The following is a 16,843-nucleotide window of genomic DNA, read 5'->3' as shown; positions in this document are numbered from 1 at the left end:
CGGCGAGGCCGCCCTTGTTGCGAATCCGTTCCGTCGACCGGTCGCGCCCAAGCCTGCGATACTGAAGTCTCCCTCAGGCCGGCATACGCATGGACCACCGCGATCTCGACATCGAGACTCTGCACCAACGCGCCTACGACGCATTCGATGCCGGCCGGCTAAAAGACAGCTCAACCCTGTTCGCGGAGCTGTTACGCCGCGAGCCCGATGCCGCGCACTACCACTACATGCGCGGGCTGACCCATAAGTACCTGCTCGACTGGCCGACCTCGTTGCGTCACAACCTGGACGCACTCGCGCTGGAACAGGCTCCCAATGAAGGCGCCGTCTGGAACGGCGCCATCGCAGCGACCGCCTTGGGCGATTGGGCGCAAGCGCGTCGCCTATGGACGCTGGGCGGGATCGCCATTCCTGAGGGCACCGGCCCCATCGAGGCGGACTACGGAATCGTCAGCATCCGCTTGAATCCCTGGGGCGACGGCGAAACCCTTTACGCACGCCGCATCGATCTCGTCCGTGCGCGGCTGCTCAACGTTCCCCTACCCGACAGCGGTTACCGCTACGGCGACATCGTCCTGCACGACGGCGCGCGCACCGGCGAACGCGGCTACTTCGGCCAACGCGTACCGGTATTCAATGCCCTCGCCCGACTGGTGCCTTCCGACCTCCAGACCTACGTGGCCTTCGTATCGTGCGAGAGCGCGGACGATATCGCGGCCTTGGGCTCAGTCTCGCTGCCGGGCTACGCCGATGCCGAAGACTGGAGCGCATCCATCGTTCACTACTGTTTGCGCTGCAGTTACGGCGCCCCGCATAGCCACGCATCCGCTCAGGACGACGCGGACTGGGAGCCCGAGCGCAGCCTGGGCATCGCCGCGCAAAGCAGGCGGGTGGTGGACAAGCTCCTGCGCGATTGGACCAGAGGCGGTCGCGGCCGCCGGGTCGACGCAGTGAATGCGGTCGATGCCCTGCCCCAAGCGCCCGCGGACGGCGGCGTGTGGTGGTGCGCGCCCGACGACGAGGAAGAGCCGGCTGAGTGAGCGGGAGACTTTGGTCCAGCGACGAGATCGAAGCATGGGCGGCCGCCCACATCGACTTTTAGTTGGACGCCCAACGACCTACCGAGGGCCATCCGCAGTGGTGGGCCGTGGACCGATTCATGGAGGACGAGCATTGGGAGGACAATTGGGCCGCAATCCTCTCGATTATCGACAAGACGGAAGCTAAGGAAGTGCTCGCTCTGCTGACTGCGGGCCCGCTGGAAGACTTGATTCATTCCGCCGGCCCGCACTTCATCGATCGCATCGAGCACGAAGCGCGGCGAAGCTCTGCATTCCGGCATCTGCTCGGTGGGGTTTGGGAGAGCAGCACGTCCGAGATCTGGGCCTGGCTGGAACGCGCCTGCGGCGAGAGTGGTTAGGGGCGAACATCCAGAGTTCGCCTTATCGATCGCGACACATGTCATCCCGGCGCCCGGTCACGCGTTGAATCGGCAACGCCCCGGGACTTCATCGCCATGCGCCCCTGTTCGATCCCTCCAACCGTACTGGCCCTGCTGCTGGCAGCGATCGCATCCATGGCCGCCGCTGCGCCGCCACGCGCCGCCCCCCGCGACCTGAGCTACGGTCCCGATCCCGCTCAGCGCCTGGATGTGTATCGTCCGGCGCGTGCGCGCAAGGCGCCGATCGTCGTGATGGTCCACGGCGGCGGCTGGCGGATCGGCAGCAAGGACTCGCGCGGCGTGGTCGGCAACAAGGCCGAGCACGCCCTGGCCAACGGCAGGATATTCGTCTCCATCGATTACCGCCTGCTGCCGGGGGCCGATCCGCTGAGCCAGGCTGAAGACGTGGCGCGCGCCCTGGCCTATGTGCAGAAGGAAGCCCCCAACTGGGGCGGCGACCCGGCGCGGGTGGCGCTGATGGGCCATTCCGCTGGCGCGCACTTGGTCGCCCTGCTCGCCGCCGCGCCCGGCATCGTGCGCGCACAGGGCGCCAAGCCTTGGCGCGGCACCGTGGCGCTGGACAGCGCCGCGTACGACGTCGATGCCCTGATGCGCCGGCCGCACCTGCCGCTGTACGACCAGGCCTTCGGCCGCGATCCCGCCTATTGGCGCCGGGCTTCGCCCACCCTGCAACTGCGCAGCGCACCCGCGCCGATGCTGCTGGTGTGCTCCAGCCAGCGTCGCCTGTCCTGCGCGCAAGCCGAGGGGTTCGCCCGCCGCGCGGTCGCATTGGGCGCTCGCGCGACCGTGCTGCCGGTGGATCTGAACCACGCACAGATCAACGCAGATCTGGGCTTGCCCGGCGACTACACCGCTCAGGTGGAGGCGTTCCTGGCGTCGCTGTGATCTCTACGCGCGGTCAGCGCCCCATCGCGATGGCCAACACCAATACCGACAGGCGGTTGACGTAGGCCGTCATCGCGTCGGCGACGCTGCCCTGCCTCGGCGTGAACGCATCGCAGGCGCCGCCCGGATAGGCTTGCTCGCCGAAACCGGGCAGCACGATGGCGTCGGCGTTGGCCAGAATTTGCGCGCGATAACCCTGCACCAGGGTCGGCTTGGCGCGCCAGGCCTGCAGCAGATAACGCATGAACACGGCCACCCCGGTCTGGTAGTCGCCGTCGTCGTTGCCGGGCGACGGCGCGTAATACGGGCTGGGTGAGGAGGTGTCCAACCACGGCATCGGAAAACTGCCGGACACCGAGCCGTAGCTGCGCGGCTGGTAGGCGTTCTTGAACACGCCCTCGATCAAAGCCGGATACAGGCTCAGCACCTTGGGCGGCGCGACACCGCCGGGCCAGACCGCCTGCGCCTCGCGCAAGGCGCCCAATAGCAGGCCCTGATCGCCGGTCCAGGCCAGGCTGCTGCGGTACATCGCGTCCCAATAGAGCTGCGCGTTTGGCCCGACCGGCTGGAACGTGGACACGCGCTCACGCACCAGCACGCCCGACGGCAAGGACATCAATAAGGATTGGTCGGGCTGCGGCGTGCCTGCCATCCATTGGTTGAACCAGCCGATCTGTTCGGTCCAGGCGACCCTGCAGGCCGATGTGTTCAAGTTGCTGGCGCGGAACACCTGCGCGAACGCGGGGTTCTGCGAGGCGCGATGCAGGCGCAGGCTCAACAGCGCATACAAACCGTTGGTGACAGTGTTCTGCACCGGGTTGAGGTAGCTGCGCCACCACTCGGTTTGACGCGTCGGCACCGGGTCCGGGTAGGCGTCCAAGGTGATCGGCGAGTTCCACGCGCCGCCGGGAATCCGGCGCGGCATCATCCACGCATTCGGCGGCAACGGCGGCTGCGGATTCGGACGCGTCTGGCCGATGCGCTTGCCGACGTTGGGCGCGCCGATGTTGTTCGCGTGCTCACTGGCGAAGCTCGCCCAGCCCGGCAAGTCCCGGAACGGATAGATCGCGGCACCGGCCTGCGTGGACCAGCCTGGGCCGTACATGTAAGCCCAGGCGTTGATCGCGATCTTGAGGAAATCGTCGCGGCGTTGCGGCGCGAAACCCTGCTCGGCGGCACGCAACGCGGCGATACCGATCCAACCGAAGTCGTCCCACCAGTTGCCCAGCTGGGTCGGGTCCAGCGCGCCCAGCGCGGCGTCGCCGTAGGGCGCGCTGTCGGCGCCGCTGACCAGGAAATAGTCGAGGATGCCGTCCATCGCCCAGGCGCTGCGCCAGACGTTATCGGCCGCCACCCAGCGCGGCAGGATTTCGCGCTCGAACAAACGTTTCGCCTCGGCGAGGTAGGCCTGCAGGTTGGCGTCCGCGGGCCGCACCTCCGCCTCATCTCGACCGTTGCGTTCGTCGTTCACCGCTTCGTCCTTGATCGCGCCGGGTTGGCCCCGTTTGCGCGCCAGGATAGCGCCGCGACGACGCGCGCGAGCGCGCGCGTCCTACCCGTTTTCGGCGATGCGGCGCGCGCCGGCGCCGGCCAGAATGCCGGGTTGCCCGGCGCTCCGCGCAACCGCCAGCGCTGCGTTACGAGCCGTCAGCTGCCCGCGGGTTCGGCCTCCCACACGATGTCGACGTTCGACAGACCCAGCGTGTACAAGGTCATCGCGCTGGTCTGCTTGATCTCGTGATCCTTGCTGGTCGCCAGCCAGCCATAAACCTGAGCCGCGCCGCCACGCCAGGCATCGGAGACCACCGGGCGCGAACCGGTCAGGCCGTGGTGCATGTCGGCGTCGGTCAGGCAGGCGCCACCGGCGATCATCACGCTGCGCTTGCTCTCGTCGCCGCCCGGATGCAACGCATGGGTGACGGTGTGGTCGTGATTGCTGGTGGCGCCGAAGCGGTGGTACTGGTAGTCAGCGTCCAGGGCGGTGCCGGCGCGCGCGCGTACGCCGATCGCATAAGCCTTGGCCGTGTGCGGGCAGGCCAGCACCAGATCGGTCGTTCGCACCACCACCTGGCATCGGCGCTCGGTCGCGGCGGGCGGCTTGCCGTCCAGCTGGGCGAAGCCGCAGGCCTTCAGCGCGGCCACCGAGAACACGTCGACCTCGCCGCCGCAGCCGGTCAGCAGGAAGTCGCCCGGCGGCTGCAGCGCGATCTCGTGCAGGGTCTGGTGCGCGGTCGCCTCCTTGACGAAGATCTGCACGTCCCAGACGTCGTCGGGGTCGTGCAGGGCCACGATGGTGAGCGCATGTCGGACCTTGGACACATGCTTGATGTCCTTCATGCGCGCACACCAGCTCCAACGCTGATCCGCGCCCTGCCCGCTGACTTTGGGATAGCTGGCGACGACGAAGTTGCCGGCCGCCTGGGTCACCGCGGACACGCCGCCGGCGAGGATCTTGTAGCCTTTGGGCAACGCGACTTCCTGGCCGAAGTGCTGCTCGGCCTGGTCCCAGCGGCGCTGGATCACCGTCAGCCGCATGGCCGGCGGCCGGGTCAGCGCCAGCAACGCCTCGGTCAGCGCGGCGGCGCTCGCCAGCGCCTTCGGCCGCATCGCCTCGCGCACCTTGGCGTCGGCGATCGAGGGGATGAACACCTCGTTGACCCAGGCCCGCTCCAGCAGCTCGGCCATGGCCTTGCGATCGAAGCCCAGCGTCTTCGCCGACAGCAGGCCCACGATCTTCCACACCGGCTGTTCGTCGCTGCGGTCGATCACCTGCCAATGCGCGTTGGCCTTGACGCTGGTCAGCCACAGGTCGCTGGGCAGCTCCGGCAGGCCGCCGAACACGCTGGTCGCCACCGACACCTGCTGCTCCTTGACCACGCACGACATCGCGGTCGAGGTCGCGCGCGCGGCGCTGACGCCGCCGGCGTGCGCGCTCGACACCGAGCCTGCGCCGCTCAGGCCCACGTAGGACGCCGACGCCGAAACCGCCCAGTTGGTCGCTGTGGACAGGGCTTCGTCCAGGGTCCTCATCTGTTCGGAGGAACTGCAGCTGGCCTTGGCCACGTGCTTGTACCAGCCGCCCAGTACCGCGGTGCAGAACACATGGCTGCCAAAGCTGCGCAGGAACTCGGCCGCCGCCGCGGCCTTCTGTGCGGGCTGCGCGGCCTCGATCGCGCGCAGGGCGTCCAGCGCGTCCTCGCTCAGCGCGAAGCGGTTGCTGGGCAGGGTCAGGGTCGCCTGCGGCGCCCATTGGTAGTGCACGCGCAGCTTGGTCGCCTTCTGCGAGCGCTTCATCGCGGCCTCGTCGCGCTGGCGCTGGCCGGCGGTCGCGTACTGCACCATCAGGCTGGCCGCGCCGATGCCGGTGCCCATGAACATCGCGCCGCGCGCACTGTTGGCGGTGGCGTAGGAACTGGCCGAGGTCTCGAACTGTTGCGAGGCCTCGCTGTAGGCGGCCTCGCTGCTGAACTCGAAATCCTGGGTCTGGATAGGCGCCGGCTTGCCTAGCAGCGCGGCCATGTCGAGCAGGTTGGAACCGCTGGCACGCGCCAGACCGGCTGCGCTGGCGCAGTAGCCGCGCAGCAGCTGGTTCTCCTCCAGCAGTTCGGCGGTGCTGCGCGGGCGCTGATCGAGGTAACTGTTGAGGCTGTCGGCGATCTTGCTCTGCAGGCCCTCCTGGATGCGTTCCATCAGCGCGGTGGCGCTGGCGATGGTCGCGAAGCTGGTCTCGCCGCCCTTGAGCAGGTCCTTGGCGTTGACCTTGGCCAGGATCCGATCGAGCTGTGCCTGAGCCTGCTTGGTCGCGGCCTCGCGGTCGGCGGCGGCCGCGTCGGCGGTCTCCTTGCGCAGCTTCTCTACCGCCTCGATCGCGTCGGCCAGCTGCTGCTTCTTCTGGTCGAAGTTCGCGCTGCCGGATTCCTCGGTCTCGCTGGCCAACTGGTCGATACGCGTCTGCACCTGTTTGGCGGTCAGCTTCTCGACGATGCCCGCCGCGATCCGCGCCGGCCCATCCGGATTGTCGCCGCGGATCTGCTGCGCCAATGCCTTGCGTTCGGCCGAATTGGCGCAGACCGCCTTGAGGAACTCCAGCGAATCGATGCCGTAGGCCTTGATGACCTTGATCTGGTTCTTCAGGCCCAGCGACTTGAGGTAATCCTCGAGCTGGGCCTCGTCGGTCTTCTTGGCGGGAGTGGGCATGGAAATCGCTCGATTCGTGAGTGAAGCGGCGGCACGCGATTGCGCACCTCTTCAGTTACGAACGTCGCGCCGCCGCGGGCGTGAACCGCGACGATGCCCATAGCCATGCCGTCTTGGTGCAGCTGGTTCAGACGCCAAACTTCATCTGACCGGAAGCGCCTGCGTGGCGACGACGGTGATGCCGCCATCCTTGTTGTAGAGATAGGCATAACCGCCCTCCTGCTTCCATACGCGACCGGGAAAAGTCAGAGTCGTTCCGCCTACCTGCAGGCGCGCCACCTCCTTGCTGGGGACCTGAGGCACCTCGAGCGTCTCGTCCCACACCATCGGCAGTAGCTGCTGCAGGCCCGATTCGAGCTGAGCGATGAATGCAGCACCGTCCTGGTCCGACCAGTAAGCCAAGGCATCGACGCCCGCGGGGGCGCCCTGGCCGACGAAGCGAACCGAGCGCCGCCTCACCTCACGTATCGGCATGCGCTCGCTGCCGTTATGCCTGTAGGTGCGGACATCCAGGGACAACAGCAAATGGCGGTCGTCCCAGCTCAACGTGACCAGATCAGCGGCCGGGTACGTCTGCACGGCAACGCAAACACCGTCCGCGGGCTTGCTGAGCACCCGTGACACGGCGCCCTGCCGGAGCGTCGGGACCTGTACCGTCCGGCTCACGGCATAGCCATTGGCCTGCATCGATGCGCGTAGCGCCTCTTCCATACGTTGCCGCAGTCTGTCGTCGCGTTCCATCGCGCGACGCAGTCCGGCGATGGAATCGTTACGCAGCGCCTGCATGCGGCCTTCGGCATAGCCGGCGCCGGCCGCCGCACCCATCGCACCACCCGCAAGGCCGCCCAGCACCGTGGCCGCTATATCGCCCCTGCGACCTCCCTCCTCCACCCAGACAGCGAGCTCGCCTTCGGCCGGAAGCCGATCGAAGCCGACTCGTCCGCGCGCGCCCGCTACGTAACTGACGGAAGCATCGAACACGAGCACGGCCGGCTTGTCCTGACCCTGGGCCAGGCCGGAAACCGCGGCGAAAAGCAGTGCCGGCACGGCCAGCGCCCGCGCTCTGGAAATCATGTTCATCTCTCCCCTTGGATCTAGCAGCCTCATGCTACGTGGCGGCTAGCGCTACCGAAAGGCGGAAATCATGCGCCGAATGAAGCTCATTGCAAGCGCCCAAGCGCCCGGCATTGCCCATAGGTGCAATACCCAAGCCCTGTCCCGCAGGTTCACCATCGTTCGATCCGGCTTTCGTTGTGATCGAACTGGCACCCTGGGGAGGGCTCTCATGTTTCGCAGCACGCTGAAGTTCGTTGGCTCCGGTCTTACCCGGTCGTGCGCCGCCGCGGCCCTGACATCCACCCTCATTCGCGCCCGCCTGTCCGGCTTGGCCCTGGCGGCGCTGCTACCGGCGCTCGGCGGCGCGGTCCTGCTCGCACCGGCGACCGCACAAGCCCTGGATTGCGGCAGCAACAACGGCTACACCTGCCTGGGCACGGCCAGTCAGTACGCGGGCGGATTCAGCCCGGGCGTGGGCAGCGGCGGCTTCGGCGGCGGCAGCTGCGTGGCCACGCGCACGCCGGTGGTGTTCATCGCCGGCAACGGCGACAGCGCGATCAGTTTCGATATGCCGCCCGCGGCCGTCGCCGGCTACACCACGCCGGCCAACTCCATCTACGACGAGCTCAAGGCGCGCGGCTACAACGACTGCGAGCTGTTCGGCGTGACCTATCTGGACGCGGACGAGCGCGCGACACCGCAGTACAACTACCACGAGCCGGCCAAGTACCAGATCCTCAAGACCTTCGTCGACAAAGTGAAGGCCTACACCGGCCGCAGCCAGGTCGATATCGTCGCCCACTCGCTGGGCTCGTCGATGAGTCTGGCCATGCTGCGCTACTACGGTTATCAGGGCAGCGTACGCCGCTTCGTGAACATCGGCGGAGGCTTGCGCGGCCTGCAGACCTGTCTGAGCACGGGCTACCAGTCGCCCTACGCGCCGACCTGCAACGCCGAGGCCTACGTCTTCCCTTACGACTACTACACCTTCGGCCTCTATCCCAGCAGCGGCGCGGTCTACTACGGCTACAACCGTTGGACCGGCAGCGGCAGCAACAGCCTGCGCGCGATGCCGACCCTGCTCAGCACGATCTCGTTCTACACCATCACCGGCGGCCTCTACGACCAGGTCCATTGCTTCACCACCAGCTACTCGGGTGGCTGCAGCTCCGGCGCCTTATTCAATGCCGCCAGCAACGTCAAAGCGCAGGTCGACATCGGCACCGGCAGCAGCGCCTATGCCTACGACTGGGACTGGTCGGACGGCAGCCCCTACAACGCCGGCGGCGGCGACACCAGCAGCGGCGTTGGCCACTTCCGCTCCAAGAGCAACGCGGGCCGGATCGTCTACAACATGCTGGCGACCACGTGCACCACGGGGTGCGCGAACGGCTATGTCGGCGTGAACGGGCCGTCGGTGAACCGCTAGCCCCGGGCAGCCCTGCAAGCGAGCGTGCACAAGGCGCGCTCGTACCCACGCTGTTCCTGCGCCGACGACCGCGAGCGGTCGATGCAACCGTGCGCGCCTTCTCCGTATCTGTATCGGTAACCGCACAGATACGAGCGGCCGGTCTTGCACCCGTCGCCTCAGTCCAGTACATCGTGCGGCCGCGCGTTCCGTTTCCACGCATGAGGCCCGCCTATGAAAACACTGTCGCTGCTGCTCGCCTTGTCGCTGCTCCTGAGCCCGGTCGCTCAGGCGGCCGAATGCAAGGACACCTCCAAGTACGCGGACGCCCGCCTCGTCATCCAGGACCTGGGCCGCATCCTCAACCCTGACGGCGTGCAGGAAGCCTACGCCGTAAAGGCCGGCGGCATCGAGCAATGGGTGAACGTGCGCGGCCAGGACAAGGCCAACCCCATGATCCTGTTCGTACACGGCGGACCCGCCTCGCCGCTGATTCCGGGCATGTGGCAGTTCCAGCGCCCGCTCGAGGAATACTTCACGGTGGTCAACTGGGACCAGCGCGGCGCCGGCAAGACCTACACCCAGCAGGACCCGAACGGTTACGCCGACACCCTGCACATCGAACGCTACGTCGACGACGCCATCGAGGTGGCCGAGCACCTGCGCAAGCGCTACGGCAAGCGCAAGCTGGTGCTGATGGGCCATAGCTGGGGCACGATCGTCGGCATGCAGGCGGCGTTGAAGCGACCGGACCTGTTCTACGCCTACATCGGCATCGGCCAGGTCATCAACGTACGCGAGAACGAGCGCATCAGCTTCGACCACGGCCTGCGCCAGGCCACCGCCGAGGGCAACCAGGAGGCGATCAAGGAAATGCAGGCTATCGCCCCCTACCCCGGCGACCAGCCCATCACCCGCGAACGCATCATCGCCGCACGCAAATGGGCCCAGCACTACGGCGGCCTGAGCGCCTACCGCGATACTTCGCTCTACTACTACCGCGCGCCGCTGCTGTCGCCGGATTACGACGATTGCGACCGCGCCGCGGTGGACGAAGGCAACGTGTTCTCGCTGGGCCGCCTGCTGCCCGAGTTCCTGGCCGTGAACATGAGCCAGGTGCGCGAGTTCCCGATTCCGGTGCTGATGTTCATGGGCCGCCACGACTACACCACGCCATCGGAACCGACCGATGCCTGGCTGTCGCGAGTCAAGGCGCCCTATAAACAAGGGGTTTGGTTCGAACACTCCTCGCACATGGTGCCCTGGGAGGAGCCCGGCAAGCTGCTGACCAGTCTGCTCACCTACGTGCGGCCGCTGACCGACGAGGGCGCCGGCGACAAGCGTTGACACTCGAGCAAGATTGAAGTGCGGAGACGTTCGGATGCGAGCGTCTCCGCTTTCATTTGGGCAAACCCAAGCCCATCGTTAAACAGTCGTCACCCTGTCCCGAATGAACGGCCCCACCCTTCTATGGCACGGAATCCTGAACGACGAATTTCAGGATCAAGCGACGATGGAACACGCTTTCGTAGCCCGCGTACGGCAGCGGCTGCGCCTTCAGCGTGGCGGCCATGATGGACTGCCTGCGGGCCGCGTCGTACTCGCAGTCCGACGCCACGTCCACGCTCGCGACGATGCCGCCGGGGAGCTGGCGCACGTCCAAAACGCAATGCTGACCGACGACCGCCGATTCCGGTCGCCTCCAATGCTTGAGGATGGCGCTTTGCACGGCGCGCGTGTATTCGTGCATCAGCGGATCGGGCGAGTCGGACGCGCGCTCCTGTGCGGAGACGACGCCCACGCTCAGCACCAGCACGGCGACCAGCGCGAGCCGCCTCACGCCTTGCCCGCCGACGCAGGCCTGCGCCGAAAAATGACGTAGGGCCAAAAACCGCTGAACGCCAGACCGGCCACCGTACCGAACAACGCCTTCAAGGCCGAGCCGACGTCGTTGGGGATCTTGAAGATCTGCAACTGCGGGTCGTACCAGGTCAGGTACAGCAGGCTCAGGCCGAAGATCAGCATCGGTCCGCCCAGGAACACCAGCGCGAACCAGCGCACGCCCGAACTCCTGCCGCCGTCGTGCAGCTTGCCGATGACGTCGGTGGTGGCGAAGCTGACCTGTAACGGATCGGAGGTGGAGCGTGCCGGTTCCATGGGCGCGGATGCGGGCGGCGCCACGGGCTGATTCAGATCGATCTCCGGCGCGGGTGGCGTCAGCAGCTCGTCCAGATTGGTGCGAGCCACGAGCTGTTGCAGTTTCGGATCCATTCGGCCTCCCCCAGGCCCACGGTCTGGCGCATTGATAGCAGAGCCCGCCGAGGCGCGTCCACCTCGGCCGCAAACCGCGTTGAAATCAGTCGCGACGGCAAAAAAGAAAGGCCGCTGGTCAGCGGCCTTTCGATCGAGTCCTCAAGCCGAATCGTGGGCGTCTGCGATCAAGGATGCGCCAGCGCGTAATCGATCGCCGCGCACACCGCGGTCGCCTGTGCCGTGTTGCACTGCTCGGGCGTGGCGCGCGGGCTGTCGGGGTAGACCTCGGTGGTGGTGCGGTAGCGCGCATCGGTGACGCCGGCGCACAGGCCCAGCGGGCGCAGCGCGTAGTTGATCACGCCCGGGGCGACCACGGCCGAGCCGATGATCTCGCCCTTGTCGTCGGCCGGCGCGATGTGGGTGACCTTGGCCACCGCCGCGATCACCGCCTGCTGGAACGCGGGCTGGGGCGCCTGCGCATCGTCGACCAGATAGAAGCCGTCGGGGATTTCGCCGGGTTCGAACGGCTTGCCGTCGCGCGCGGCCAGGGCCGGGCGGAATTCGGACTCGTCGCTGTCGGTGGTTTCGTGCAGATCGATATGCACCAGCACGCCGTCGCTCAGCGGCGCGACCAGACGCATCAGCGCGGCCGACTCCGGCGCCGGGCTGTCCTCGCGGAAGGAGCGGTTCGGGTCGATCGCCTGCGGGTTCCAGCGGTGGATGCGCTCGTAGGCCCAAGGGCTGATGCAGGGCGCGATCAGCAGATTGGCGCGGCCGGCGTAGTCCGCCGCGTGGCGGTCGACGAATTCCAGCGCACCGTGCACGCCGCTGGTCTCGTAGCCGTGCACGCCGCCGGTCACCAGCGCGGTGGGCAAGCCTTCCTGCCAGTCGCGGCTTTTGATCGCGAACAGCGGGTAGCTGTCGGGCGCGTAGTCCAGGCGACCGTACTCCAGCACTTCGAACCGCGAGCGCAGCGCATCGATCTTGCTCAGCACATCGTCCGCATAGCTGCGATGGCGAACCTGTCGCGAGCGCCACTCGGCGACTTCCGCGGCGCCCCAAGCCTGGCCGGGGGTACCGATGGGATAGAAGGCTGTGGCGGTCATCGCGTCGCTCGCTCCGAAGGCTGGCTGGGAAGGCCGACATTTTAGCATCGCGATTCCGCCGCTCAGCCTGTCGGCAACGGGCTATTCGCGGCTCGCTCGACGCGTTTCGCGGCAGCCGTCGCACGCCCGGAACCGGGCCGGCCGTCGAAGGGCGGTCCGCTCCACCTCGACCGGTCGAAAAAAAGTTCGCGCGCCATGTCGATTTGGCCCGCCCTGCTTCGTCGTCTCAAGTAAGAGCGGCCGAATCGCCCACGATCTCGCACGCTCGCCCACCATCCAGGAGCCCACCCATGTCCTTCCAGGCCTATCTCGACAACATCCAGACCAAGACCGGCAAGAGCCCGGCCGACTTCCGTGCATTGGCCGCCAAGAAGGGCTATGCGGGTCCCAAGGGCTTGCTGCCGGGGGTCAAACCCGGCGACATCATCGCCTGGCTGAAGCAGGACTTCGACCTGGGGCATGGCCATTCGATGGCGATCGTGGCGCTGCTGAAGGGCATGAAGAAGGAAGGCGACAAATAGCCGCGAATAACGCTCCAAGCGGTGCATTCCAAAAATCCGTCATTCGCACAGTGCGCTTGAACGCAGCCCCCCCGCGCTGGCGATGCAGCGATCTTTCACCTCGCCACGGCGGGCCCGAGCCCACCGTGGATCCCTCACCCTCACAGGAGTAAGCGATGAAGACTTATCTGGCGATCTTTACCGGATCCCCCGCCTCGATGGACGTCTGGAAAACCTTGGACGAGGCCACGCGCGCGGCGCGCGAGCAAGCCGGCATGCAGGCCTGGCAGGAATGGGTGACCCGCAACGCCGACGCCATCGTCGACCACGGCGCCCCGCTGGGAAAAACCAAGCGCATCACCAGCGACGGCATTGCCGACATCCGCAACGCCATGGCCGCCTACACCGTGGTGCGCGCCGAGTCGCAGGACGACGCCGCCAAGCTGTTCGAGAACCATCCGCACTTCGCGATCTTCCCCGGCGACGGCGTCGAGGTCATGGAGTGCCTGCCGATTCCAGGCATGTAGTCCAGTTCCACCCCCACGCACCGCGGACTGCGCGGGCGCCCCTGGGCGTCTACGCGCAGTCGGTGGTGCGCCAGCATTTCTTAGGCGCCGATTGCGCAGACCGTCAGCACGCATTCTGTGAACCGGTCTTCGTGCGCAGCGCGAGGCCGCCGCGCATTCGACTCGGCGGCGTCATTTTCGACTGCGGAAATTGGCTGTCCGATCCTGATACTTTGGTCTGAATTGCGGCCGCGCAACTGCCCTGAATAGCTTTAAAAATCATACGCCTAGGGAAAACACCCAGGAAGAACACCGGTCCATTTCGGCTTGACAGTCCGGGCGGGCATTCCTAGCGTCGATCCCATCCGCCGGACGCGGACCGACTCGCTCCAGCCGCTGGCACAGCCGCAGGCAAGCGTTCGCGCAGTACCCCACAGGACCCCCAAGACCATTGGCTCGACGCCGCTCGGGAGCTTTATGACGGGCCCATGTTCTCCGATTGGAAAACAGGTTTCGCATCCGCCGTAACCGGCCCCTGCCGCCTCGCACGGCCCCGCCCACCTACACGCACGAAGGAGCCACGACATGCCGCTACGCACCGCCGCAACCCGCGCCCGCCGCCTCTCCGGTTTGCTGCTGTCGCTCTGTGTCCTGGGCGCCAGCCTGGGCGCTCACGCGCAAGCCCCGGTCGTGACGCTGCGCACTTACATCGTGGCCGGGCAATCCAATGCCGAAGGCTTCGGCATCCGCAACATCGCCCTCTCCGCGAAGAACAACACCGACCAGGACCGCTACATCAACAGCGTCGTTCCCAAGCAGGACCTGTACACCATCGGCTTCGGCACTTGGGACAGCACCACCGACCAGGCGCTGATCTACAAAGCCCACCCCTCCACCGGCGTCGCGCCGGGGTGGGATGCCATGCGCCCCCACTACGGCTACTACTACGAGCAATACCTGCACCACAACAACATGTTCGGTCCGGAACTGGCCATCGGTCGCGAAGTCTCCACCCATCTGGGCGAGCGGATCGCGATCATCAAGTACACCCTCGGCGGCTCGCCCATCTCGATGTGGGACCCGGACGATCCGGCTCAGAATCTTTACGACCACCTGCTGGCGGCGGTTAACAACGGCAAAAATGCGATCGCCCCCGCCAACATCGCCCTGGATATCCAGGGGGTGTTCTGGATGCAGGGCGAGGCCGATTCGATCGACCAGGCGCGCGCGCAGGCCTACGAAGCGAATCTCAAGAAGTTCGTCGCCGCCTTGCGGCGAGACCTCAACAAGCCGCAGTTGGACGTCTACGTCGCCACCATCAAGGACACGCCGTACCTGACGTATCGGCAGCAGATCTGGAACGCGCAACAGACGGTGGCCGACGCAGATCCGAACGTCTATCTGGTCCACGGCCGGGACCTGGAGACCTACACCAGCGATCCCATCCACTACACCGCCCGCGGCCAGGTCTCGTTGGGCCAGCGCTTCGCCTTGCAAGCGCTGTACGACGCCTGGGGATTGGGCCAGGTCGCCTGGTAACGCATTCGGGCCGCTGCCTGGCGCGAAACGCGAGCCGTCTCGCTTCGTGCCCGGCGCGGGCCAGGGCTTCCGTAACGGGGGCACAACCGATCATCGGCAGTTCCGTAGCGCACGCACTTCACCCTAGGGGGTTCCCTATGTTCCATCCCAACACGTCAAGCCGCATCCGTCGCGCCTGTAGCCTGATGCTGATGCTGTTCGTGCTGTGCGCCAGTCTGGCCGCGCAAGCGCAAACCCGAACCATCCGCGCCTACATCGTCGCCGGGCAATCCAACTCCGAAGGCGGCGGCACCCGCAAGAACCCCGGCGGCCGGAATCCCGAACAAGACCTCAACACCATCGGCTACAGCCATTGGTACGCCGACTTCCCGCAGGCCTTGATCTATAAGGGCCATACCGACACGGGCGTCGGCCCCGGCTGGGACGCCATGCGCCCGGCTTACGGCGGCGGCTACGACCAAGCAAGGCATCTGAACAACCAGTTCGGCCCCGAACTCGCGATCGGGCACGAAGTCGCCACGCATTTGAACGAGCAGATCGCGATCATCAAATACGGCCAGGGCGGCACCTCGCTGGCGCAGTTCTGGAACCCCGACGACCCGGCGATAAACTGCTACGACAAGCTGATCGCGACCATCGAAAACGCCAAGCAGGCGATCGCGCCCGCCGGCATCACCCTGGACATCCAGGGCGTGTTCTGGACGCAGGGCGAAAGCGACTCGTGGAGCCTGGCCGATTCGCAGAACTACAAAGCCAATCTCGAACGCCTGATCGCCGCGCTCAGGACCCGGCTCAACAAGCCGAACCTGGCGTTCCACATCGCCACCCTGAAGGATCTGCCGCTATGGACGCATCGGCAGCTCATCTGGGATGCGCAACAGGCCGTGGCCGACGCCGATCCGAACGCCTATCTGGTCCACGGCAAAGACCTGGAAACCTATAACGACGACATCGCCCACTACACCGCCAGGGGCGAGGTCACCCTGGGCCAGCGTTTCGCACGGCAGGCGCTGTACGCGGCCTGGGGCAAGGGCCAGGTCAAGACGCTACGCGCCTACATCGTGGCCGGACAATCCAATGCCGAGGGTGTCGGCATCAGCAGAAACGCCGCGGCTTATGGCCTGAATCCGAAGCAGGATTTGTACACCATCGGCTTCGGCCACTACGACACCACCTACAGCCAGACCCTAATCTACAAAGGCCATCCGGACAGCGGTGTCGGCCAGCGCCTGGACGTGATGCGCGCGACCTACGGCCTCGGGCACGAAAGCAATCCGCTCAACTATCACTTGTTCGGTCCCGAGCTGGGCATCGCGCGCAGCATGGCCCACTACCTCGAAGAACAGATCGTACTGATCAAGCAATCCAAGGGCAGCACCACCCTGGCGGTGGACTGGAACCCCGCCGATCCGGGCACCAACCAGTACGACCACTTGCTGGTCGCCATCGCCAACGCGACCGCCGCCGCCCAGGCCGCCGGTGTCGAACTGGATATCCAGGGCGTGTTCTGGATGCAGGGCGAAAGCGATTCCATCGCCTTGCCGTATGCGCAGGCCTACGAGGCGAATCTCAAGCAGTTCATCGCGACCTTGAGGACGCAACTGGGCAAGCCGCAACTGCCCTTCCACCTCGCCACCATCCGCGATACGCCGCATTGGACCTATCGTCAGATGATCTGGAATGCGCAGCAGGCCGTCGCCGACGCCGACCCCAACGTCAATTGGGTCAGCGGCCGCGATCTGCAGGCCTACGACAACGACCCCGCTCACTACACCGCGGCAGGCCAGGTCACGCTGGGCAATCGGTTCGCGCTGCAAGGGCTCTACACCGCCTGGAGCCTGGGCCAGGTCCCCTGGTAAGGCCGGCTCGCCAATTCGACCCCGGCGTCGGACGCTAGCCGATCGTAATGACCGGCTAGCGTCCGCGCCCCA

General features: G+C 66.4%; 15 protein-coding genes. 9 read left to right on the top strand and 6 right to left on the bottom strand.

Annotated elements, in window-relative coordinates:
* Positions 1-89: 89 nt before the first annotated feature.
* The 3 genes from ASE35_RS03420 (at position 90) to ASE35_RS03410 (ending at position 2,347) form a co-directional block, all read left to right on the top strand.
* Entirely contained in the window at positions 90-1,040 is a 951-nt protein-coding gene (locus ASE35_RS03420) for a hypothetical protein (protein WP_056174051.1), read from the top strand.
* Positions 1,041-1,102: 62 nt separating this feature from the next.
* Entirely contained in the window at positions 1,103-1,420 is a 318-nt protein-coding gene (locus ASE35_RS03415) for a DUF6869 domain-containing protein (protein ID WP_057162972.1), read from the top strand.
* 156 nt (positions 1,421-1,576) lie between these two features.
* Positions 1,577-2,347 carry an alpha/beta hydrolase gene (locus ASE35_RS03410; protein WP_200956983.1) on the top strand — a complete coding sequence of 257 codons (771 nt, stop codon included), beginning with the start codon at positions 1,577-1,579 and terminating at the stop codon, positions 2,345-2,347.
* 13 nt (positions 2,348-2,360) lie between these two features.
* On the opposite strand, the gene ASE35_RS03405 is transcribed toward ASE35_RS03410, so the two are convergent.
* From ASE35_RS03405 to ASE35_RS03395, 3 genes are all read right to left on the bottom strand, one after another.
* Complete coding sequence (locus ASE35_RS03405; RefSeq protein ID WP_057162970.1) at positions 2,361-3,818, bottom strand: hypothetical protein; 1,458 nt, start codon at positions 3,816-3,818, stop codon at positions 2,361-2,363.
* Positions 3,819-3,994: 176 nt separating this feature from the next.
* A complete protein-coding gene (locus ASE35_RS03400) occupies positions 3,995-6,544 on the bottom strand; it encodes an MAC/perforin domain-containing protein (RefSeq protein ID WP_057162969.1) in 2,550 nt (849 codons plus the stop codon).
* Positions 6,545-6,685: 141 nt separating this feature from the next.
* Complete coding sequence (locus ASE35_RS03395; RefSeq protein WP_057162968.1) at positions 6,686-7,624, bottom strand: hypothetical protein; 939 nt, start codon at positions 7,622-7,624, stop codon at positions 6,686-6,688.
* Positions 7,625-7,829: 205 nt separating this feature from the next.
* On the opposite strand from ASE35_RS03395, the gene ASE35_RS03390 reads away from it, so the two are divergent.
* Together ASE35_RS03390 and ASE35_RS03385 are read left to right on the top strand one after the other, a co-directional pair.
* On the top strand, positions 7,830-9,029 hold the full coding sequence (locus tag ASE35_RS03390; RefSeq protein ID WP_162259013.1) for a lipase: 1,200 nt from the start codon (positions 7,830-7,832) through the stop codon (positions 9,027-9,029).
* 213 nt (positions 9,030-9,242) lie between these two features.
* Positions 9,243-10,355 (top strand): alpha/beta hydrolase, encoded by a 1,113-nt coding sequence (locus tag ASE35_RS03385; protein ID WP_057162966.1) that lies wholly within the window; start codon positions 9,243-9,245, stop codon positions 10,353-10,355.
* Positions 10,356-10,476: 121 nt separating this feature from the next.
* Here ASE35_RS03385 and ASE35_RS03380 read toward each other — a convergent pair whose 3' ends face one another.
* From ASE35_RS03380 to ASE35_RS03370, 3 genes are all read right to left on the bottom strand, one after another.
* Positions 10,477-10,848, bottom strand: coding sequence for a cell envelope integrity protein TolA (locus tag ASE35_RS03380; protein ID WP_057162965.1), 372 nt, complete (start codon positions 10,846-10,848; stop codon positions 10,477-10,479).
* A complete protein-coding gene (locus ASE35_RS03375; protein ID WP_057162964.1) occupies positions 10,845-11,279 on the bottom strand; it encodes a hypothetical protein in 435 nt (144 codons plus the stop codon). The genes ASE35_RS03380 and ASE35_RS03375 overlap by 4 nt, the downstream gene beginning before the upstream one ends.
* Positions 11,280-11,446: 167 nt before the next feature.
* Positions 11,447-12,367, bottom strand: coding sequence for a M14 family metallocarboxypeptidase (locus ASE35_RS03370; protein WP_057162963.1), 921 nt, complete (start codon positions 12,365-12,367; stop codon positions 11,447-11,449).
* Positions 12,368-12,657: 290 nt separating this feature from the next.
* On the opposite strand from ASE35_RS03370, the gene ASE35_RS03365 reads away from it, so the two are divergent.
* The 4 genes from ASE35_RS03365 to ASE35_RS03350 all read left to right on the top strand — a co-directional run bounded on the left by ASE35_RS03365 (position 12,658) and on the right by ASE35_RS03350 (position 16,771).
* The gene (locus ASE35_RS03365; RefSeq protein WP_056174026.1) at positions 12,658-12,888 is read left to right on the top strand and encodes a DUF4287 domain-containing protein; all 231 of its coding nucleotides are present in this window, start codon (positions 12,658-12,660) and stop codon (positions 12,886-12,888) included.
* 155 nt (positions 12,889-13,043) lie between these two features.
* Positions 13,044-13,394: a hypothetical protein gene (locus ASE35_RS03360; protein WP_057159063.1), complete on the top strand. Its 351-nt coding sequence runs from the start codon at positions 13,044-13,046 to the stop codon at positions 13,392-13,394.
* 564 nt (positions 13,395-13,958) lie between these two features.
* On the top strand, positions 13,959-14,912 hold the full coding sequence (locus ASE35_RS03355) for a sialate O-acetylesterase (RefSeq protein WP_057162962.1): 954 nt from the start codon (positions 13,959-13,961) through the stop codon (positions 14,910-14,912).
* Between the two features lie 137 nt (positions 14,913-15,049).
* The gene (locus ASE35_RS03350) at positions 15,050-16,771 is read left to right on the top strand and encodes a sialate O-acetylesterase (RefSeq protein ID WP_082611094.1); all 1,722 of its coding nucleotides are present in this window, start codon (positions 15,050-15,052) and stop codon (positions 16,769-16,771) included.
* The last annotated feature ends 72 nt before the right edge of the window (positions 16,772-16,843 follow it).

It is taken from the genome of Lysobacter sp. Root916, assembly GCF_001429785.1.
In the GTDB taxonomy this organism is placed as follows: Bacteria; Pseudomonadota; Gammaproteobacteria; order Xanthomonadales; family Xanthomonadaceae; genus Lysobacter.
The sequence above is the reverse complement of the archived record's forward strand: the minus strand, read 5'-3'. Positions and strand labels throughout refer to the sequence as shown.